The sequence below is a fragment of the Streptomyces coeruleoprunus genome, assembly GCF_039542925.1.
Taxonomy (GTDB): domain Bacteria; phylum Actinomycetota; class Actinomycetes; order Streptomycetales; family Streptomycetaceae; genus Streptomyces; species Streptomyces coeruleoprunus.
This window is the reverse complement of the sequence record NZ_BAABIT010000001.1, coordinates 6,865,781-6,885,549: the sequence shown is the minus strand read 5'-3', so window position 1 is coordinate 6,885,549 and position 19,769 is coordinate 6,865,781. Positions and strand designations below refer to the sequence as shown.

General features: G+C 74.7%; 17 protein-coding genes and 2 pseudogenes. 7 read left to right on the top strand and 12 right to left on the bottom strand.

All coding sequences use genetic code 11. From position 1 onward, the window contains the following. Positions 1–7: 7 nt before the first annotated feature. Positions 8–1,239: pseudogene (locus ABEB09_RS30865) on the bottom strand (MFS transporter). Between the two features lie 390 nt (positions 1,240–1,629). Here ABEB09_RS30865 and ABEB09_RS30860 point away from each other — a divergent pair. Beyond that, positions 1,630–2,376 (top strand): SDR family oxidoreductase, encoded by a 747-nt coding sequence (locus tag ABEB09_RS30860; RefSeq protein WP_345693203.1) that lies wholly within the window; start codon positions 1,630–1,632, stop codon positions 2,374–2,376. 31 nt (positions 2,377–2,407) lie between these two features. Here ABEB09_RS30860 and ABEB09_RS30855 read toward each other — a convergent pair whose 3' ends face one another. From ABEB09_RS30855 to ABEB09_RS30840, 4 genes are all read right to left on the bottom strand, one after another. After that, complete coding sequence (locus ABEB09_RS30855; RefSeq protein ID WP_345693202.1) at positions 2,408–3,439, bottom strand: DNA topoisomerase IB; 1,032 nt, start codon at positions 3,437–3,439, stop codon at positions 2,408–2,410. Between the two features lie 9 nt (positions 3,440–3,448). Continuing rightward, positions 3,449–3,787, bottom strand: a complete 339-nt coding sequence (locus ABEB09_RS30850; RefSeq protein ID WP_345693201.1) for a DUF3140 domain-containing protein — start codon at positions 3,785–3,787, stop codon at positions 3,449–3,451. A 197-nt stretch (positions 3,788–3,984) separates the two neighbouring features. Beyond that, positions 3,985–6,507, bottom strand: a complete 2,523-nt coding sequence (locus ABEB09_RS30845; RefSeq protein WP_345693200.1) for a SpoIIE family protein phosphatase — start codon at positions 6,505–6,507, stop codon at positions 3,985–3,987. A 76-nt stretch (positions 6,508–6,583) separates the two neighbouring features. After that, positions 6,584–9,541: a SpoIIE family protein phosphatase gene (locus tag ABEB09_RS30840; RefSeq protein ID WP_380867598.1), complete on the bottom strand. Its 2,958-nt coding sequence runs from the start codon at positions 9,539–9,541 to the stop codon at positions 6,584–6,586. A 109-nt stretch (positions 9,542–9,650) separates the two neighbouring features. On the opposite strand from ABEB09_RS30840, the gene ABEB09_RS30835 reads away from it, so the two are divergent. Continuing rightward, entirely contained in the window at positions 9,651–10,574 is a 924-nt protein-coding gene (locus ABEB09_RS30835; RefSeq protein WP_345694140.1) for a MurR/RpiR family transcriptional regulator, read from the top strand. Positions 10,575–10,914: 340 nt separating this feature from the next. Here the strand turns inward: ABEB09_RS30835 and ABEB09_RS30830 are convergent, their stop codons facing one another. Continuing rightward, positions 10,915–11,121: a DUF5133 domain-containing protein gene (locus ABEB09_RS30830; protein ID WP_345693199.1), complete on the bottom strand. Its 207-nt coding sequence runs from the start codon at positions 11,119–11,121 to the stop codon at positions 10,915–10,917. A gap of 248 nt (positions 11,122–11,369) precedes the next feature. Between ABEB09_RS30830 and ABEB09_RS30825 the strand changes: the two genes are divergently transcribed. Further along, complete coding sequence (locus ABEB09_RS30825) at positions 11,370–11,561, top strand: DUF2795 domain-containing protein (protein WP_345693198.1); 192 nt, start codon at positions 11,370–11,372, stop codon at positions 11,559–11,561. 30 nt (positions 11,562–11,591) lie between these two features. Here ABEB09_RS30825 and ABEB09_RS30820 read toward each other — a convergent pair whose 3' ends face one another. Continuing rightward, positions 11,592–12,323 carry a class I SAM-dependent methyltransferase gene (locus ABEB09_RS30820; protein ID WP_345693197.1) on the bottom strand — a complete coding sequence of 244 codons (732 nt, stop codon included), beginning with the start codon at positions 12,321–12,323 and terminating at the stop codon, positions 11,592–11,594. A gap of 37 nt (positions 12,324–12,360) precedes the next feature. Continuing rightward, complete coding sequence (locus tag ABEB09_RS30815) at positions 12,361–15,102, bottom strand: SpoIIE family protein phosphatase (RefSeq protein WP_345693196.1); 2,742 nt, start codon at positions 15,100–15,102, stop codon at positions 12,361–12,363. Positions 15,103–15,504: 402 nt separating this feature from the next. Between ABEB09_RS30815 and ABEB09_RS30810 the strand changes: the two genes are divergently transcribed. Then, positions 15,505–15,798: a hypothetical protein gene (locus tag ABEB09_RS30810; protein WP_345693195.1), complete on the top strand. Its 294-nt coding sequence runs from the start codon at positions 15,505–15,507 to the stop codon at positions 15,796–15,798. On the opposite strand, the gene ABEB09_RS30805 is transcribed toward ABEB09_RS30810, so the two are convergent. Continuing rightward, a complete protein-coding gene (locus ABEB09_RS30805; protein ID WP_345693194.1) occupies positions 15,792–16,031 on the bottom strand; it encodes a hypothetical protein in 240 nt (79 codons plus the stop codon). The genes ABEB09_RS30810 and ABEB09_RS30805 overlap by 7 nt on opposite strands. 83 nt (positions 16,032–16,114) lie before the next feature. After that, positions 16,115–16,321, bottom strand: coding sequence for a hypothetical protein (locus ABEB09_RS30800; RefSeq protein ID WP_345693193.1), 207 nt, complete (start codon positions 16,319–16,321; stop codon positions 16,115–16,117). A gap of 270 nt (positions 16,322–16,591) precedes the next feature. Here ABEB09_RS30800 and ABEB09_RS30795 point away from each other — a divergent pair, with 270 nt between their 5' ends. After that, entirely contained in the window at positions 16,592–16,954 is a 363-nt protein-coding gene (locus ABEB09_RS30795; protein WP_345693192.1) for a hypothetical protein, read from the top strand. On the opposite strand, the gene ABEB09_RS30790 is transcribed toward ABEB09_RS30795, so the two are convergent. After that, positions 16,938–17,255: a DUF3040 domain-containing protein gene (locus tag ABEB09_RS30790; RefSeq protein ID WP_345693191.1), complete on the bottom strand. Its 318-nt coding sequence runs from the start codon at positions 17,253–17,255 to the stop codon at positions 16,938–16,940. The genes ABEB09_RS30795 and ABEB09_RS30790 overlap by 17 nt on opposite strands. Before the next feature lie 174 nt (positions 17,256–17,429). Further along, entirely contained in the window at positions 17,430–17,936 is a 507-nt protein-coding gene (locus tag ABEB09_RS30785) for a DoxX family protein (protein WP_345693190.1), read from the bottom strand. Between the two features lie 166 nt (positions 17,937–18,102). Here ABEB09_RS30785 and ABEB09_RS30780 point away from each other — a divergent pair, with 166 nt between their 5' ends. Both ABEB09_RS30780 and ABEB09_RS30775 read left to right on the top strand, forming a co-directional pair. Then, positions 18,103–18,714, top strand: a complete 612-nt coding sequence (locus ABEB09_RS30780) for an Rv1733c family protein (protein WP_345693189.1) — start codon at positions 18,103–18,105, stop codon at positions 18,712–18,714. 21 nt (positions 18,715–18,735) lie between these two features. Further along, positions 18,736–19,371: pseudogene (locus tag ABEB09_RS30775) on the top strand (CBS domain-containing protein); the annotation flags it as partial. Positions 19,372–19,769: the final 398 nt, after the last annotated feature.

Below are 19,769 nucleotides of genomic sequence, written 5' to 3'. Positions count from 1 at the left end.
GTGGGTGTCAGGCCGCGGTGCTCAGGGCCGGGGCTTCCGTGCGGGTCGGGGTGGGGAGGACGACCGGCGTCGGGGTGCGGCGGGTGCGGGCGAAGTGGCCCGCCAGGACCACCGTGGCGATCAGGAGTCCACCCGTCACGAGCGCGCCGCGCGCGCCCGCCAGCTCCATGAGGAGCCCCAGCGCGGGCGGGCCGGCGAGGCTCCAGACGGTGCGGATACTGCCCCAGACGCCCAGGACGCGGCCGCGCAGATGCGCGGGCGGGTCGGTCTGGAGGACGGTCGTGCCCGCCGTGTCGGAGACGGACTCCACGACGGCCATCGGGAGGACCAGGACGAGCAGGACCGCCAGGGACGGCGACAGGCCCGCGGCGACCTGGAGGAGGCCCCCGGCCGCGGCGAGTACGCCGACGAGGCGGACGGACGGCCTGCGCAGCCGCGCGCCGAGCACGGCGCCGACGATGCCGCCGACCGCGAGGACGGTGGAGACCGTGCCGAAGGCCCCGGCCCCGCCGGCGAGGGGGCCGGTGACGAGGACGGCGAGGGTCAGCCCGTAGTTGCGGCCGAACATGGAGCTGACGCCGGTGACCACGGCGAGCGCCACGAGCCGGGGCGGCGGGCGAAGAAGGTCAGGCCCTCGCGCATGGTCATGGTGGGGGTGGGCGCCGGTTCCTCCGGGGCGCGGTTGGCCGCCTGCGCCACGGGGCGCAGGAACGGGATGACCGCGGTGACGAAGAGGAAGGACAGGCCGTTCGCGGCGTACGCGGCGGCCGTGCCGAGGAAGCCGACGGTGATGCCCGCGAGGGCGGCGCCCGCGAGGCGCCCGGCGTTGTGGACGAGGGAGCCGACGCCGATGGCGGAGGGGACGTCCTCGGCGGGGACGAGGTCGTTGCCGAGGAGGGCGCAGGCGGGTCCGTCGACGGTGGCGATGAGGCCGGTGACGGCGGCGAGCGCCATGAGGACGCCGAGGTTCAGCTGATCGAAGGCGACGAGGATCGCCGTGGTGAAGGCGACCGCGCCGAGGGCGGCCTGGCTGACGGCGGCGGTCAGCTTGCGGGGCCAGCGGTCGACGGCGGCGCCTCCGGCGAGGCCCATGAGGAGGCCGGGCGCGGCCTGGACGGACAGGGAGAGTCCGGTGGCGGCGGCGGAGCCGGTGATCTGCAGGACCAGCAGGTTCTGCACGGTCAGCTGCATCCACGTACCGGCGTTGGAGACGAAGTTCGCGACGGACCACCAGCGCATGCTGCGGTACTTCAGCGAACGCCAGGGTGAGCGGTCAGGGGCAGGGGCGGGCGCGGGGGCCGCAGGGGAAAGGGACACGGCGATGAGGTGGGCTCGAATGGCGGATTCCGGCGGACGGACACACGGCTGCGCTGCTCGGGCGTGCCACCGGAAGGGTCTGTGCTGCGGTCCCACAGCGCGGCCCATCGTGGCAGACCGCTTCACCGTCTGCTGTCGGCCACGCCACTGCCGGCCGGGCGGGGACCGGGCCGGAGCCTCAAATTCCTTGTGCCGTCGGGGATCCGGCACTTCTGGTGTGCTTGCTCACAGTGACCGTCCGGGGTGCCGGACGGAGTTGCCCGGGTCACAGTGGACAGAAGTGACGCCACGGACGACGAAGGGCGAGGGCACATGGGAAGCGGAGTGCGGGTCGACCTGCGGGGCAGGCGGGCGCTGGTGACGGGCGGGGCGCGCGGTCTGGGCGCTTCGATCACCCGGCGGCTGGCGGGTGCGGGGGCGGCGGTCCTCGTGGCCGATGTGCGCAAGGAGCCGGCGCGGGAGCTGTGCGACGGGCTGAACCGGGACGGGGGCGACACCCGGTTCGTGGAGCTGGACGTACGGGACCCGGACGCGGTCGCGGGCGTGTTCCGCGAGCTGGACGAGGCGGGCACACCGCTGGACGTCCTGGTCAACAACGCGGCGGTGGACGTGTCGAAGCCGATCGAGCACCTGACGGCCGACGAGGTCACACGGGTGATCACCACGAACCTGCTGGGTCCGATGTACCTGTGCCTGGAGACGTACCGCCGGATGGTGGCCCGGGGCGGTGGTCACATCGTGAACATCCTGTCGACGGCGGCGAACCGCACGTGGACGGAGGCGGGGCCGTACTCGGCGGGCAAGTCGGGGCTGCGGGCCTTCACGCACACGCTGTTCAAGGAGGCGCAGCGGGACTGCACGGGCATCGGGGTGACGGGGATCGTCGCGGGCGGCATGGAGACGCCGTTCATCATGGAGCGCTTCCCGGACACGGACGTGTCGATGCTGCAGTCGCCGGACGTGGTGGCGGACGCGGTGCTGTACGCGCTGTCGGTGCCGCAGGGCAGTGTGGCGGGCGAGATCGTGGTGGTGCCGCGCAAGGAGCCGTCCTGGCCGTGAGCGCCGTGAGCGCCCTGTGGGGCCGTGCGGCTCACGCCTCGGGCGGGCGGTCGGTGCGGAGCATCCGCAGGACGGCCCGCTCGGCGTGGCCGTGGGTGGCGGGCACGCCGTACGTGGTGCTGTCGCCCAGGCGGGCCAGGGCGGAGGCGACGGTGACGCCCTCCTCGTACAGCTCGATGACGCGCGGGTTGATGTAGGAGGCGCGGCAGACGGCGGGTGTGTTGCCGAGGTAGCGGGCGACCTCCTGGACGGCGCGCGAGACGGCGCGGCGGCGGGCGGTCTCGCTGTGGGAGAAGGGCTGGGACACGGCGAGGCCGACGGCGGCCATGACGGTGGCGTGCCAGGTGCGGAAGTCCTTCGCGGTGATCTCCAGTCCGGCCAGGTCGCGCAGGTACGCGTTGACGTCGGCGCCGGTGATGTCGTGCCACTCGGGGCGCTCCCAGTAGGCGAGCAGGCGCTCGCCGCCGCCCTTGCGGCGCACGAGGGCGGTGAGGGTGCGGCGTGCGGCGGGGTCGACGACGGCCTGGACGAGCTGCCGGCCGTGCTTGGCGGGGTAGCTGATGATCACCTCGCCGCCCTGGCAGCGGGTGTGTTCCCGCAGCAGTGTGGTGAGTCCGTAGGTCTGGTGCAGGTCGGTGTAGCGGTCGCTGCCGATGCGGAAGAAACCCAGGTCGAGCAGGCGTACGGAGGTGGCGAGGACTCGGTCGCGGGTGAGGCCGCGGTCCGTGACGGAGGCCTCGACGGCCTCGCGGACGCGCGGCAGGACCTCCGCCACGTCGAGGACGTGGTCGTGCTTGGCCTCCTCCTGCTGGGCGCGGAAGGCGGGGTGGTAGAGGTACTGGCGGCGGCCGGCCGCATCGGTGCCGACCGCTTGGAGGTGCCCGTTGGGGCGGGTGCAGATCCAGACGTCACGCCAGGCCGGCGGGATGACCAGGGCCTTGATCCTGGCCAGTTCCGCGGCGTCCCGCAGGGGTTGTCCGGTGGGGTCGAGATAGCGGAAGCCGCGGCCGTGGTGCAGCCGGCGGTGTCCGGGGTCGCCGGGCCGGACGTGGGTGAGGCGCATGGGCGTGGGTCATACGGGCTTGAGGGGGTCGTGGCCGATGTTCATCAGGCCGTGGCGCCAGTCGGAGCCGCCGGCCTTCGGTTCGAGGTCGGGGTCGCGCTGGGTGCGGACGATGTCGCAGACGCGCCGCATGACGGCGACGTCGTCGTCGGTCAGGTCGGTGCGCCGCTTGCCGAGGATCTCCAGGACGCGGCGGCCGGTGCGGGGTCCCGCCTGGTCGGGCAGTTCCTCGGTCTCCTCGCCCGCCGCCTGGGTGGTGAGCCATTCCTGGAGCTCGCGCGAGGTCATGTTCACGACGGTGTGGAACTCGTCCCAGAGTTCGGCGCTGATCTGTGCGGACGCTGCCATGAGGTGCCTCCCGGCGTCCGATGGGGCGTGCGGTTTCCCTCATCGGGTTGCCGGGCCCCAGCGGGGCAAACCCGCGCGGGCGGGGCTCGCGGGCGGATCCGTCCGGGCGGGCTCGGCGGGCGGACCCGCGCGGTGGGCCCCCCGGCGGCCGGGCCGGTGGGCGGTCAGCGCGCGATCGGCGGGCGGCAGGCGGGCGGTCAGCGGGCCGGGAGGGCCTGTTCGGCCCAGATGGTCTTGCCGGTGGCGGTGTAGCGGGTGCCCCAGTGCTGGGTCATCTGGGCGACGAGGAACAGGCCTCGGCCGCCCTCGTCCTCCATCGCGGCGCGCCGCATGTGGGGCGAGGTGTGGCCGGTGTCGGAGACCTCGCAGATGAGGGCGCGGTCGCGGATGAGCCGCAGCTGGACGGGGCCGGAGGCGTACCGGAGGGCGTTGGTGACCAGTTCGCTGACGACCACCTCGGTGGTGAAGGTCAGCTCGTCCAGGCCCCAGTCGCCGAGCCGGCGCGTCGCCAGGGAGCGGGCGCGGCCGACCTCCTCGGCTCCGGCGGGGATGTCCCAGACGGCGATGTCGCGCCGGTCCAGGAGGCGGGTGCGGACGAGGAGGAGCGCCGCGTCGTCCTCGACGGGACCGGGCAGCAGGGTGGTGACGGCGCGGTCGCAGAGTTCGGGCAGGGGGCGGTCCCGGTGCTCGGCGAGGAGGCGGCCGAGCGCGTCGATCTCCGCCTCGGTGTCGCGTCCGCGCCCGCGGACGAGGCCGTCGGTGAAGAGGGCGAGGAGGCTGCCTTCCGGCAGGTGCAGTTCGGCGCTCTCGAAGGGCAGCCCGCCCAGTCCGAGGGGTGGGCCGCCGGGGACGTCGGGAACGGTGACGGCGCCGGTGGCGGCGTCGACGACGGCGGGCGCGGGGTGCCCGGCGCGGGCGGCGCGGCACACGCCGCTGACCGGGTCGTACACGGCGTACAGGCAGGTCGCTCCGACGGCCTGGTCGTCGGGGATCTCGTCGGGGCCGGGGGCCGGTGTGGCGCGCAGTCCGGTGATGCTGCCGGGGGCGGTGGCCTCCTCCTCGGCGGCCTGCGCGATGAGGTCGTCGAGACGGGCGAGGAGCTCGTCGGGGGCAATGTCCTGGCGGGCGAGGACGCGGACGCTGGTGCGCAGCCGGCCCATGGTGGCGGCGGCGCCGAGGCCGTGGCCGACGACGTCGCCGACGACGAGGCCGACGCGGGCGCCGGAGAGGGTGATGACGTCGAACCAGTCGCCGCCGACGCCGGCCTTGCTGTCGGCGGGCAGGTACCGGTGGGCCACGTCGACGGCGGTGAGCCGGGGCAGGCTGCGGGGCAGCAGGCTGTGCTGGAGGGTGAGGGCGGCGGTGTGCTCGCGGGTGAAGCGGCGGGCGTTGTCGATGCAGACGGCGGTGCGGGCGACGAGTTCGTCGGCGACGGGCAGGTCGCCGGCGTCGAACGGGTCGGGGAGGCGGTCGCGGGTGAAGGTGACGACGCCGAGGGGTGCGCCGTCGGTACGCAGCGGCACGACGAGCCGTGAGGGCCCGGCGGGCCGGGTGACGCCGTCGGGCGGGGCGGGGTCGAGGACGGCGCGGCCGGTGGCGAGGCAGCGCCGCTGGGGCGAGTCGGGCGGATAGTCGACCGTGTCGCGGCCCGGGGCGGGGGCCGTCCCGGTGGGGTCGGCGGCGTCGGGTGCGCCGTCCCAGACGCGGACGAGTCGGCCGGCGGGCGCGGTGCCGGGGGTGGGCTGGTCGCCGTGGAGGACGGCGTCGACGAGGTCCACGGTGACGGTGTCGGCGAACTGGGGGACGGCGACGGAGGACAGTTCGCGCGCGGTGCGGTTCATGTCGAGGGTCGTGCCGACGTGTCCGCCGGCGCGGACGAGGAGGTCGAGCCGCTGCTGGGCGAGGTAGCGGTCGGTGATGTCGACGGTCTCCTCGCACACGCCGAGGGTGGTGCCGTCGGAGTCCTGGAGGCGGTAGTACGAGCAGGACCACACGTGGTCGTGGTCGGGGTCGACGGGTGGGCGTCCCCGGTAGTGGAGCTCGATCACGGGCTCGCCGGTGGTGAGGACGCGCCCCATGGTCTCCTCCAGGCTGGGCGGGTAGCCGGCGGAGAGGACCTCGCCCGAGGCGACCATGTCGTCGGGGCCGAGTCCGGCGTACTGGGAGGTGCCCATCTCCTCGTAGAGGGCGTGGTTGGTCCAGACGACGCGCAGGTCGGTGTCGTAGATGGCGAGGCCGACGGGCGACTGCGTGGCGAGGCCGCGGAGCATGGCCTGGAGGACCTCCCAGCGCTCGGTCTCGTCGGCGTCGGCGATCGCCAGGAGGCGGGCGGGGCCCCCCGCGGGGCCGTGATTCCCGTGCTCCCCGTGCTCCCCGTAACCGCCCTGGCCCTGGCCGTCGTGCTCGCCGTGGGAGAGCGGGAGGGTCGCGGTGGTGACGCGGATGATGCGGCCGTCGCGGTGGCGCATGTGCAGGACGCGGCAGCGGGCGCGGGCGGCGCCGGGGAGGTCGGCGGCCATCTGGTAGGCGCCTGCGCGGTCGACGACGAGGCTGCCGATGGGGCGGCCGATGGTCTCGTGGGCCGGGTAGCCGAGGAGCTGTTCGGCGGCCGGGCCCCAGCCGATGATGGTGTCCTCGGCGTCGAGCACGGCGGTGCCGGCCCGGGTGACATTGAGGGGGCCGCGGATGTCGGCGCCCTCCGTTGCGTTCCGTGCGCGCATGGCACCTGCCTCGTCCGTCCTCCTCATGGTCGGCCGCCCCTTCTCGCCGCACAAGCGCGCGGCCCGCAGCGGGGGGTCACGCGTCCGCTCCGGGACGGGCCGGGTCGGGGGTACGGCGGGAGGCGAGGAGGAGGGCGATGTCGTCGGGCCGGTCGGTGGCGTCCCGCGCCTCGTCGATGAGCCGGTCGGCGATGGCGGCGAGGGGGGCGGGGCCGAGGCCGGCGAGGGCGCCGCACAGCCGGGCGATGCCGACGTCGATGTCGGTGCCGGGCTGTTCGACGAGGCCGTCGGTGAACAGGGCGAGGACGGCGCCCTGGGGCAGGTCGAGGCCGGTGACCGGGTAGTGGGCGTCGGCGTCGACGCCGAGGACGACGCCGCCGGGCAGGTCGACGGGTTCGGTACGGCCGTCGGGGTGGCGCAGCAGCGGCGGGAGGTGGCCGGCGCGCACCGCTTGGAGGGCGCCGGTCACGGGGTCGAGCACGGCGTAGCAGCAGCTGGCGAACTGGCCGGGGTCCAGGTCGATGAGCAGCCGGTTCGTGCCGCTCATGACCTCCTGCGGGTCGTGTCCGGCGAGGGCGAAGGCGCGTACGGCGCTGCGGAGCTGGCCCATGGTGGCGGCGGCGGAGACGCCGTGGCCCTGGACGTCGCCGATGGCGAGGGCGAGGCCTCGGGGCGTCTCGACGACGTCGTACCAGTCGCCGCCGACGTCCATGCCCTGGGTGCCGGGCAGGTAGCGGCCGAGGGTGTCGACGTGGCGGTGACGGGGCAGCCGGTGGGGCAGCAGCGCGTCCTGGAGGCCGCGGGCGAGGGCGGCCTCGGTGTCGTAGCGGCGTGCGCGTTCGAGGGCCTGGGCGATGAGGCCGGCGAGCGCGGTGAGGACGGTGCGCTCCTCGGGGCTGAAGCCGCGGGGCTGGTCGAAGCCGAGGATGCAGGAGCCGACGGGGCGGCCCGAGGCGATGAGCGGGAGGAAGGCGCGGGCGCCGACGTGCGCGTCGAGGGGGATGCCGGGGTAGGCGGCGGCCAGGCGCTGCATGGACTCGAAGAAGATGGGCCGGCCGGAGGTGAGCGTCTCGACGCCGGGGAGGCGGGCGTCGAGGCCGACGCCGTCGAACCGGTCGAGGAAGCCCTGGGGGAAGCCGGTCTCCCAGGCGAGGTGGAGGTGGCGTTCGCTGAGGAGGTAGATGGCCAGCTGGCGGCCGCCGAAGGCGGGCAGCAGCTCTTCGGTGACGACTTCGGAGACCTGGCGGGCGGTGACCGCCTCGGTCAGGGCGATGGCGAGGGCGACGGGCCGGTAGAGGACGGCGGCGCGGTCGGCCGGGGAGCCGAGGCCCCGGCCGGGTGCGGCGACGGAGCCGGGGGTGTAGCCGGGCTGTTCGGCGGGGGTGAGCGTGACGGTCAGGCCGTCGTGGCCGGGGTACAGCGAGACGGACAGCCACGAGTCGGCGCGGCGGTGCGCGAGGAAGTGGACGGGGTCCGTGGAGATGAGCGCGGCCCGGAAGTGGTCCTCGTACGCGGGGCGTCCGGTCCACGGCAGCACGTCCCAGAGAATGCGCCCGACGAGCTTGGGCCGCGCGACCGCGAGAAGCGTCTCGGCCCGGCGGCTCACGTACGTGACGCGCCCGAGCCGGTCCAGGGAGAGAACGCCGGTGGCCAGCCGGTCGGCGGCGGACGCGACGATGGGCCCGGTGCCGGGATCGACGAGCACCCCGACGAGGCGAACGGCCCGCCGCCCGCCCCCGTACGGGGCCGGCTCCCCGTCGGCCGCCCCGCCCTGCGGGCCGCCGGGGGCGGACGCCCCGGCGGAGCTCCCACCCCGCACAGGCGTACCGGCGGGCAGTACTTCACCTCCGGGCAGTGCTTCACGCGGCCCGTCGCCGACGGCCGGCCCGCCGGTCGGGCGGTCACCGGCGGGGATGCTCCGGGCGCCGGTCCCCTCGTGCGGCAGGCCGCCGCCGGCCGACGGGCCGCCGGAGACCGGGGCCCCGCCGGACGGACCGCCGCGCGGGGGCATCCCGCCGGGCGGGGCGCCGCCGCCGGGGATCCCCTCACGCGGCCCGCCGCGACCCGGCCCGCCGGCCGGGAGGTCGGCGCCGGGCGGGCCGCCGAAGCCCGCGTCGGTGGCGGGGCCGGGCGTGCCCCCGGGGTCCCGGGCGTCGTCCGGTGCGGGGTGGTCGCGGGTGAGTTCGAGGAGGTGGGGGCGGCCGTCGCGGCCGCGGAGCCACATGCGGCGGGAGACGGGCCGTTCCGGGTCGGTCGTGGCGGTCACCTGGTGGACGAGGGCCCACAGGCCGTACACGTCCTCGGGGGCCAGCATCGCTTCGAGGCCCTCGACGGTGCCGGGGAAGTCGTCGGGGTCGGTGCCGAGGATGCGGCACAGTTCGGGGTCGGCGGTGACGGTGGCGGTGTCGACCCGCCAGTCGAGGCGGCCGATCCGTACGGGTGGCGTGGCCCCGGCGGGCAGCTGGACGGGCGTGGGCTCGCGGTCCCAGGAGACGGGCGCCCCGGCGGCCTCCAGGGCGGCGAGGGCGGCGCCGAGGCGGCTCGCGGCGTTCTGCATGCGCTGCCGGTCGGCGGCGTCGACGTCCCGGCCGGGTGTGGCGTTGCGGAGGACGACGAGGACGCCGTAGCGGTCGCGGCCGTGGGTCACCGGCGCGTACAGGGAGCCGAAGGGGAAGGGCAGGCCCGCCATGAGCTGGGGGAAGCGGCGCATGGCCTCCTCGGCGTCGGCGAGGAGGACGAGGCTGCCGGACCGGTAGGCCTCGGCGACGGGGAAGGGGCGGTTCACGTGCATCCGCCACCAGGGGCTGAACAGGCGGACGGGCAGTCCCGCGAGGACGGCGAGGCGCAGCAGGCCCTTGGTCCGGGAGCGCAGGTAGACGCCGCCGGCGTAGCCGCCGACGGCTTCGACGGCGGACGCGGCGGCGGGGGCGAGCGCCATCGCGAGGGCGTCCGGGATGCGGCTGTCGTCCTTCCGCCCCCCTGCCGTCCCGGTGGGGTGGGGCGGGACGTGGCCGGGGGCGCCGTACCAGGTCACACAGCCAGGATGCGCCCGGGTGGCCACGTCGTGCACGCCGGTCGGCCGCTGCCCCTCGTGAGCTATGTTGTGCGGAATTGGGACGAGAAGGAGGCGCATGGTGCCCTCAGTGCCATCCGGTCAGCAGGCGCGCGCTCAGGCGGCCGCGATCACTCCGGGGCGGCAGGCCCCGGAGGCGGAGCCGACTCCGGCGGAGAAGGTGCGGGCGCTGTTCGAAGGCCATCGGCTGTCCCCGGGGCAGCGGCGTATCGCGCAGTATCTGGTGGACCACCTCACGGAGGCGGCGTTCCTGTCGATCACGGATCTCGCGGAGCGGGCCGGGGTGAGCCAGCCGTCGGTGACGCGGTTCGCGACCTCGCTCGGCTACAGCGGGTTCCCGGCGCTGCGGGAGGCGCTGCAGCCGATCGCGCTGAGCGCGGTGGCGGGTTCGCCGGAGGCGCGGGAGGAGATCCGGCGCAACGAGCTGCAGGCGGCGATCGACGCGGAGATCGAGAACCTGGAGAGTCTGCGGCGGGTCCTGGGCGATCCGGGGCAGGTCCTGGAGGTGGGGCGGGAGCTGGCGCGATCGGTGCCCTTGACGGTGCTGGGTCTGCGTATCTCGGTGTCGCTGGCGGAGTACTTCGCGTACGCGGCGCGGCGGATCCATCCGGACGTGCGGGTGGTCACGCGGGGCGGGAGCGTGGCCTACGACACGCTGCTCCAGGCGCGCGAGGCGGGCGGTACGTGGGTGCTGGCGTTCGCGATGCCGCGGCACGCGAACGAGACGCTGGCGGCGATGCGGGCGGCGCGGCGCACCGGGCTGCGTGTGGCGCTGATCACGGACCTGACGTTGGGTCCTCTGGTGGACGAGGCCGATGTGACGCTCACGGCGCCGACGGGTTCACGCCTCGTCTTCGACTCGTACGCGGCGCCGGGCGTGCTGTGCGCGGCGGTGCTCCAAGCGATGGCGGACGCCGAACCGGAGCGTACGCAGGCGCGGTTGGAGGGGTACGAGCAGGCCGCCATGCAGCACGACTTCTTCCTGGACGACTGACCTCCGCGGCGGCGCGGAGGGGTCCGAGGGGCGCTTCGGTGGGCCCGGCGCGGCCGGTGCGGCACCGAACTTTTTCGGCCATCGAAGGGCATGAAATTTTTCATACCCTTGCCTACTCAACGGTATATATATTTACTGCTCGCACGGCACGCGCTCACCGATAGGTGTGACGCGGTGCCCGCAGACCGAACACAGAAGGGCGGCGCTCCCTCCTCGCGCCGCCCTCGTGTTCGCGCCGGGTGGTTCCGCTCTCCCCTGCGGACGCCCGTGGCGGCCCCGGTCTACCCCTGGGCCGGGGCCGCCGAATCCTTTCCGGGACCTCCTCCTCGCCTCTCCCCGGTCAACCGGCGGTCGCCGCGAGCCGCGCCCGCGCCGCCGCGAGGGCGTGCTCGAGCTGCCGCGTACCGGTGGTCACGCACAGGGTGTACGTCACGTCCTCGAGACGGCGCTTCAGGTCGGGCGCGAGGGCCAGTTCCTGAGAGGCGGCGCTGAGGGACTCGTACCGGGCCAGGAGTTCACGAAGCACAGCGGGATGCGCCAACAGCATGGACGTACCTGCCTTTCCCACGTCACGCAGGAGAGAAGTGAAGAAGGGAGGACAGCGGTGCTCGTCTCCCTTGGTGCTCGGTGATGAGGCCGGTCGACGCGGCGGCACCCCGTGCCAGGACGCCGTCCTCGCCATGGGATGTGCCCGTACTCTCCGGACTTCACACGACATTGTGATGGAACCGTGATGGATTCGCCCCACGAAACCGCTTCGGGTGTGACAGCACATGCCGGTGGTACTCGACGGACATGGCTGTGAACCCCATCGAGATACAGAAGAGCCTCGGCGGCGTGAGCTACCCCGCCTCGAAGGACGAGATCGTCAAGCAGGCGAAGCAGCACGGCGCCGACCGCAAGATCATGGACGCTCTCAAGTCCATGCCGGACAAGGAATACGACTCCCCGGCCGAGGTGAACAAGGAGGTCCGCAAGGGGTCCTGAGCCCGGACCCGCCCGTCCCGCGCCGCTCCGCTAGCCGGGGCGGCGCGCCAAGACCAGGCGGCAGCGGGGCGCGCCGTCGGGGCGGCGGCCCAGGGCGTCGAGCGGGGTGAGCTCCACGGTGAAGCCGGCCCGGCCCAGGTCGGCGAGCACGCCGGAGAGCGGGAACGTGCGGTAGTACATGACGAACGGCGGCCGCCACAGCGCGTTGCGCACCCGCATCGCCGCGTCGAAGCCCCACAGCGCCCAGTAGGCCGGCGAGCCGGTCCGGGGCGGCGCCGCGACGGGGAACGCGAACCGCCCGCCGGGCCGCAGCGCCGCGTGGACCCGCGCGAACAGCAGGGGCCGCTCCCGGGGCAGGAAGTGGCCGAACGCCCCGAAGGACACGGCCAGGTCGAACTCCTCGCGGAACGGCAGCGCCCGCACGTCCGCCCGCAGCCACTCGGCGTCCACCATGCCGGGCTCGGGGCGGTGCGCGGCCCGCGCCCGTTCGAGCATGCCGGTGCTGAAGTCCACGCCCGTGACGCGGTCCCGGCACAGTCCCCGCAGGACGTCCGTGCCGGCCCCGGTGCCGCAGCACACGTCGAGGCCCGCGCCGAAGGGCCCGAGCGGCCGCAGGGCGTCCGCCACGGCGTCCAGGACGGGGCCGGGCGTACGGAAGGGCGTACGGTCGAACTTCGGCGCGAGCAGGTCGTAGCCGTGCTCGATGGAGGAGAGGGCCTGGACGGCCAGCTCGCGGAAGGTGGGTCCGTCGGGTGTGAACATGGGCGGTCAGCGTAGCGCCGGGGTCTCGGCCCGGGTCTCAGATGGGGTCCACGTCGAAGGCGTCGAGGAGCAGCGCCCCGTCCCGCTCCGCCGACGAGGTGCCGCCGGTCGGGGGGAGCTCGGCCCAGATGACCTTGCCGTGGGCGGTGTAGCGGGTGCCCCACCGCTCGGAGAGCTGCGCGACGAGGAACAGCCCGCGGCCGCCCTCGTCGGTCGTCGCGGCGTACCGCAGGTGCGGTGAGGTGCTGCTGCTGTCGGCGACCTCGCAGGTCACGCCACGGTCGTGGAGCAGCCGCACATGCACGGGGGCGGCTCCGTAGCGGATGGCGTTGGTGATCAGCTCGCTGAGGACCAGCTCGGTGGCGAAGGACAGCTCGGACAGTCCCCACGCGTCGAGCTGGGCCACGGCGGCGGCCCGCACACCGGCCACCGCGCCCGGGTGGAACGGCACGTCCCAGTCGGCGATCCGGTCGCCTCCCAGCGTGCGCGTCCGGGCGACCAGCAGGGCCACGTCGTCCTTGGGGTGGGCCGGCAGCAGTGCCTCCAGCACCGCCTTGCAGCTCTCCTCGGGCGTGCGGTCGGGGTGGGCGAGGGCCTGCCGCAGCAGTTCCAGGCCGACGTCGATGTCGCGGGTGCGGTCCTCGACGAGCCCGTCCGTGTAGAAGACGAGCTGGCTGCCCTCGGCCAGCTCCAGTTCGGTCGTCTCGTACGGTATGCCGCCCAGGCCCAGCGGCGGTCCCGCCGGCAGGTCGGGGAACGCGACCTGCCCGTCGGGCTCGACGACGGCGGGCAGCGGGTGCCCCGCGCGGGCGAGGGCGCAGCGCCGGGACACCGGGTCGTACACGGCGTACAGGCAGGTCGCACCGGTCATCCCGGCTTCGCCGTTCAGCCCGGCCTCGTCCTGGTCGATGCGGCCCACCAGGTCGTCGAGGCGGCCGAGGAGTTCGTCGGGCGGCAGGTCGAGGGTGGAGAAGTTGTGCACCGCGGTGCGCAGGCGGCCCATGGTGGCGGCGGCGTGCAGGCCGTGGCCGACGACGTCGCCGACGACGAGGGCGACACGGCTGCCGGGCAGCGGGATGACGTCGAACCAGTCGCCGCCGACGCCGGACTGGGCGGGCAGGTAGCGGTGGGCGACCTCCAGGGCGCTCTGCTCGGGCAGGGCGCGGGGCAGGAGGCTGCGCTGGAGGGTGACGGCGAGGGCGTGCTCACGGGTGTAGCGGCGGGCGTTGTCGATGGCGACGGCGGCCCGGGCGACCAGCTCCTCCGCCACGGCCACGTCCTCGTCCTCGAACGGCTCGGGCTTCTCCATGCGCCAGAAGTTCGCGACGCCCAGCACCACGCCCCGGGCCTTGAGCGGCACGGCGATCAGCGAGTGGATGCCGTACGCGACGATGGCGGCCGCCCGCTCGGGGTCCTGGGCGTGCCAGCCGGGGGCGTCGGACAGGTCCGGCACCAGTTCGGCGCGGCCGCTGCCGTATCCGCGTGCCTGGGGCGAGGAGGGCACGAACTCGATCATGCGCCCGGCCGGGTAGAGGGGGTGGTCGTCGCGGATGCCCCGGGAGGCAGTGCGGCGCATGTCGCTGTTCCGTCCGGAGGGCTCCTCGCCGCGCAGGACGGGATCGGCGAGGTCGATGGTGACGAAGTCGGCGAAGCGCGGCACGGCGACCTCGGCCAGTTCCTCGGCGGTGCGGACGACGTCGAGGGTGGTGCCGATGCCGACGCCCGCGTCGTACAGCAGGTTGAGCCGTTTGCGGGCCACCTCGGCGCGTCCGCTGAGGGCGCTCAGCTCGGTGGTGTCGCGGATGGTGACGACGGTGCCGGCCGGTCCGCCGTACGGGTCGGTGGGGCGCTGGTTGACGGCGAGGAGCCGGTCGGCCGCGGGGACGACCTCGTCGGTGGCGAGGCGGCCGGAGGTGAGCAGCTCCGCCACGCGCGGGTCGAGGCCCGGCAGCTCCTCGACGAGCCGGCCCTCGGCCCGGGGCGGCAGCTTCAGGAGCCGTACGGCCTCGTCGTTGGCGAGGACGAGGCGGCCGTCACCGCCGACGATGACGACGCCCTCGCGGACGGCGTGCAGGACGGCGTCGTGGTGCTCGTACACCCGGGTCATCTCGGCGGGGCCGAGGCCGTGGGTCTGGCGGCGGAGCCGGCGCGTGACGAGCGCCGTCCCGGCGGTGGCCACGCCGAGGCCGGCGGCGCTGATGCCGAGGATGACGGGGAGCTGGCGGTTGACGACACCCGTGACGTTCTTGACCTTCAGTCCGGCGGAGACGAGGGCGACGACCTGCCCGTCGGGGGTGGTCACGGGCACGACGGCCTGGACCTCGTCGCCGAGGGGGCCCGCGACGTGCTCGGTGTGGACGCGTCCGGCGAGGGACGGCTCGATGGTGCCGACGAAGCGTTTGCCGATCCGCTCGGGCAGGGGGTGGCTGTAGCGGATGCCGTTGGTGTCCATGACGACGATGAAGTCGACGCCCGCCTTCTTGCGGGTGGTCTCCGCGAACGGCTGGAGCACCTTGGCGGGGTCGGGCTGCTCCAGCGCCTCCAGCAGGCCGGGCGAATGGGCGACGGACTGCGCGACGGCGATCGACCGGCTGCGGGCCTCGCGGTCGCCGTCGTAGCGCGACTGCAGCAGCAGGGCGAGGACGGCTCCGAGGACCAGCAGCACGACGAGCGTCACCTGCAGGACGAACACCTGCCCCGCGACGCTCCGTGGACGCCTTTCGGCCAGTGACCGGACCGACGCGCCTCGGAACCGGTCGAAAAAGTTGACCACGCTCATTTCTAACACTGCACGGCCCGCGAGGCGCCCGAGTCGACGTACGCTCCCCGTACGAGCTTGCCGCGCGAGGGCCGGTCACGCATCGCGCACGAGTCGCCCCGGGCCGGCATCGCGGCTGGTCCCGCGATCGCCCACGGCCCCTCCCCCGCGTCCGGGGGCGGGTATGCATCGGGCGTAGCCGCCCTGGTCTCCCGGCTGCTCCACCTGCGGGGCCGCGACGCGCCGTGCCGGGCCGCGGAGCAGGGCCGGCGCCGCATCGGGCGGGCGCGGGGCGGTCGAGGGATGGATTCCGGACGTCGCAAGGGGCAATTCCCGCCGTCCGGCGGGGGTATGGTCCCCCGAGGGGCCGGCGTAGCGGGGTGCGCGGGGGCGCGCCCGCCGAGGCGGGACTGGGGGCGCAGCGTGGCCAAGCGCGAATTCGAGGAACGGGGCGTCCTCATCCGGCGGGGTTGGCGGCAGTTGACGACGGCCGGCCGGGTGCGGGTGGCCGAGGGGCGGCTGACGCTGTTCAACAGCCGGGGCAGTGAGATCGACAGCGCGCCGCTGTCGGAGGTCCGGGTGGCCGAGCCGTGGTACGTACCGCGCGGCTGTGTCCGCGCGGTGCTGGGGAAGACCGCGTACCTGCTACGGCTCGGCCCGTCGCGGGCCCGCGACGTGGCGGAGGCGGCGCACCGGGCGCGGGGTGTCGCTCAGTAGCACCACCAGGTGCCGTCCGGGGGCTGGGGGATCCAGCTGTAGAGGCCGCCCTCGGCGGGGCCGCGGCGGAAGACCGCGGTCACCGTGTCGGCGCGGAAGGTGCGCACCCGCTCCGACTTGCCGTGCTGGTCGGTGCGTTCCAGGACGATCTCGCCCGTGGCGGTGCGTCCGGCGGCGTCGGCTTCGATGACGGTGTCCTCGCCGTGGGCCAGGCGCAGCATGAAGACGGCCATGTTCGTCGTGTCTCTCGTACTCTCGTGCTCGGTGCGTGCGGGTGCGGTGCGGGTGGGCCCGCGGGTGCGGGGTCGGGCGCCGGTCAGAGGCCGACGGGGAGTGCGGGCAAGTCCTCCCAGACCTGGCGCAGTTCGGTGTAGCGGCGGTCGGGCAGCTGCTCGAGGACCGCGCGTACTTCGGGGCGGGCGCTCGCGGCGGCGATGAGCAGATCGCTCCGGTTCATCGCGCCGTTGGTGAAGAGTCCTGCCAAGTGGTCGGCGATTTCGGCCCGGGTGACGTCGTCAGCCATGGCTCTCCCTGGGTGGGCGGCGTGGTGGCGGTGGGTCGTTCGGTACGGCCGCGACAGGGGCGGCGAGCGGCACCAATCTAACGCAGCCGCAAAGTACGAAGGCAAGTCAACGGCGCGCCGACGACGCTCAATTGCCTGAATTTCGCGCACAGTACCGACTCGACGGGCGCGGTGCCCCGTGCGTTAACCCGTACATCACGGGAGAGTCACCGGGTCGGACGCATGACGGTAGCATCGCGGTGAGTGACGACGAGGTAGCGGAGGGCAGCCATGTCAACGGTGACGCGGCGGGAAATCAGCGCCTGCACGCGCGAGGCGTTCGGGTCGGGCTGGGTGGGCCGGGACGAGCTGTCCGCGGCCGCGCGCTCGGCGGGCGCCCGGCCGGAGGTCGTCGCGATACTGGAGCGGCTGTCGCCGCACGTGCGGGTGTGCGGGCTGCCGGACCTGCTGCTCCTGTTGCCGGACCTGCCGGAGGGCGATGGGGGTGACGAGGGCGGCGAGACGCGCGAGGCGGTACTCGGCGACCGGACGCGCGACGAGGCGCCCGGCGGCGACACGCGCCGCAGGGCGCCCGATGCGCTGCGCGAGGAGCGCCGCGGCTGGACCGGAGGGTCGCTCAGATCCGAAGGGTGACCGCCGGGGGCATGCCGGCCGGGGGTGGCTGCTCGAATCCGGAGTCGGCGGGCCGGCTGAGGATCGCCGTGAGGAGGATCCCGAGGAGGCCGATCACGACCGCGGCGATCGCGACCACCTTGCGCCAGTTCCGGCGGCCCGTCCGCTCCCGCCGCGCGGGCCGCGCCGGCCCGGGTGCGGCATCGCCCTCGGTGAACTGCCGGCCGAGTGCCGTCATGCGCTCGTCGAGAGCGGGGTCCTCACGCGCGAGAAGCCGTTCGATCTCGGCGAGAAGGCGGTCCTCGTCCATCCCTGGTGCCATGTCGACCACCTCCGTCGAGAGTGCACTCACATGGTCACATTGTCACGATTCGTCCACTTGCCGGGGAGAGGCCGACCGGCACCTTTCCCGGCCTCCCGGGGCCTCTTCTCCGGGGCACGCCCTCCGGGTTCCCCGGATGGCGCCCGATCCTCCCGCGACCTGAATCCCGCGACCTCAAGGTCGCGTGGCGGCCTCCAGGCGGGAGTGCCGGGAGAGGTACGCGTCGAGCGACCACGCCCCCGCCCCCACGGCCAGCAGGAACAGCGTGCCGCACAGCTGGGCCAGGTCCGTGCGCGAGGCGTGCGTGAAGTCCCACCAGCCGGACTCGCCGGGGAACAGCGGCGCCCCGCCCCACAGGATCGGCAGCTTCGTCAGGGCCAGGGCGCCCAGCATGTCGACCACCATCGGAACGGCCGCGAGCCGGGTGGCGAGTCCGGCCAGGATCAGCAGGCCGCAAGCGATCTCCAGGACCCCGTCCAGCGGCGCGAGGAACCCGGGAGCGGGGATCCCGGCCCGGTCGAAGCGGCCGGCGCCCAGAGCGTCGGGCCGCAGGAACTTGAGGACGCCCTCGGACGCGAAGACGGCCCCCACGTACAGCCGTACGAGGATCACCTCGCCGGGTGCGTCGGTGTGCACGAGCCGGGAGCGCCAGGAGGCGGTGGAGGTCAGGAGCGCGGTCATCCGGCCATCGTGCGCCCGTCCGGCGACGCGCAGAACAGGACATCGCGCCGTTCCCGCCTACGGGTGAACGGCGGGGCTCCGGAGACTTCGGGCGAGTTCGGTGAGAGGGGCGTCATATCGGGGGATCCGACCAGTAGGGACGAAAACCTGGCGCCTGACGGAGGCGGTGGGGACAGTGGCAGACGCGGCGGAGTGGCGGCACCCGTGGCGGGACGGCCCGCTGCGGCGGCCGGTCGACGTCGTCGAGGGCTGGCTCCTGCTCGTCCTCGGTACGGCCCTGTGGGCGGGCGCGCTGCTCGTCGGGGCGCTCGCCGGCTGGATCGCTTACGGGCAGGGCGTGGAACAGGCCGACCAGCAGCGGGCTTCCCGGCAGCCGGTCCAGGCCGAGGTCGTGCGGGACGTGTCCGGCGGTCCGGGCCACTGGGCGGACGGTGACGGGCGCGTGCAGAAGATGCGGGCGGAGGTCCGCTGGACCGGCACCGACGGGCGGCCGGCGACGGGCGTGACGCTCGTGCCCGCCGACGCCGGACGCGGTGACCGGCTGGAGGTGTGGCTGGACGCGTACGGCCGGCCGACGCAGCCGCCCATGAGCCCGTCGGACGTCTGGCTGGGCGCCGTCATGGCCGGCACGACGGTCGGTCTGCTGGGCGCGGGGGCGGCGGCGGGTGCCCGGGTGGTCGTGCGCCGCGTCGCCGAACGGAGGCGCATGGCGCAGTGGGAGGACGAGTGGGAGCGCGTCGAGCCCGAGTGGCGCCGGCGCGGTGCCTGGGGCCCGTAGCCCCGGACAGGGAGGTGCATCATGCGCACGTCACCCCACACCGTGAGTGATGTCATGACGCACACCGCGGTGGCCATCGGGCGGCACGCGTCGTACAAGGAGATCGTCGCCCTGATGGAGCAGTGGAAGGTCAGCGCACTGCCCGTGCTGGAGGGGGAGGGCCGGGTGATCGGCGTGGTGTCGGAGGCCGATCTGCTGCCCAAGGAGGAGTTCCGGGACGGCGCCCCGGACGTGCTCGGCGTACGGCTCTCGCCGACGGAATCCGCCAAGGCGGGGGCGGTGTACGCGGAGGACCTGATGTCGTCGCCCGCGATCACGGTGCACGCGGACGCGAGCATCGCCGAGGCCGCGCGGATCATGGCGCGCCGCCGGGTGAAGCGGCTGCCCGTCGTGGACCGCGTCGGGTTGCTGGAGGGTGTCGTCAGCCGCAGCGATCTGCTGAAGGTGTTCCTGCGGCCGGACGAGGAGATCGCGGAGGAGATACGGCAGGCGGTGCTGCCCGATGTGCCGGCCGCGGCCGAGGTGCGGGTCGCGGTGGCGGACGGCGTGGTGACACTGAGGGGTCCCCTGCGGAACCGTGCGCTGGTGCCGCTGCTGGCCCGCGCGGTACGGGCGGTGGAGGGCGTGGTGGACATCCGGCTGCACCTGGAGACCGACCGGCCCGGGGCGGCCGGGGCGGCTGGGTCGGCTCGGGCAGCGGGGTCGGCCGGGGCGGCGGGGTCGGCCGGGGCGACCGGGGCGGCGGGGTCGGCCGGGGCAGCCGGGCCGACCAGGGCAGTGGGGTCGGCCGGGGCGACCGGGGCAGTGGGGTCGGCCGGGGCGACCGGGGCGGCGGGGTCGGCCGGGGCAGCCGGGCCGACCAGGGCAGTGGGGTCGGCCGGGGCGACCGGGGCGGCGGGGTCGGCCGGGGCAGCCGGGCCGACCAGGGCAGTGGGGTCGGCCGGGGCGACCGGGGCGGCGGGGTCGGCCGGGGCAGCCGGGCCGACCAGGGCAGTGGGGTCGGCCGGGGCGACCGGGGCAGTGGGGTCGGCCGGGGTGACCGGGGCGGCGGGGTC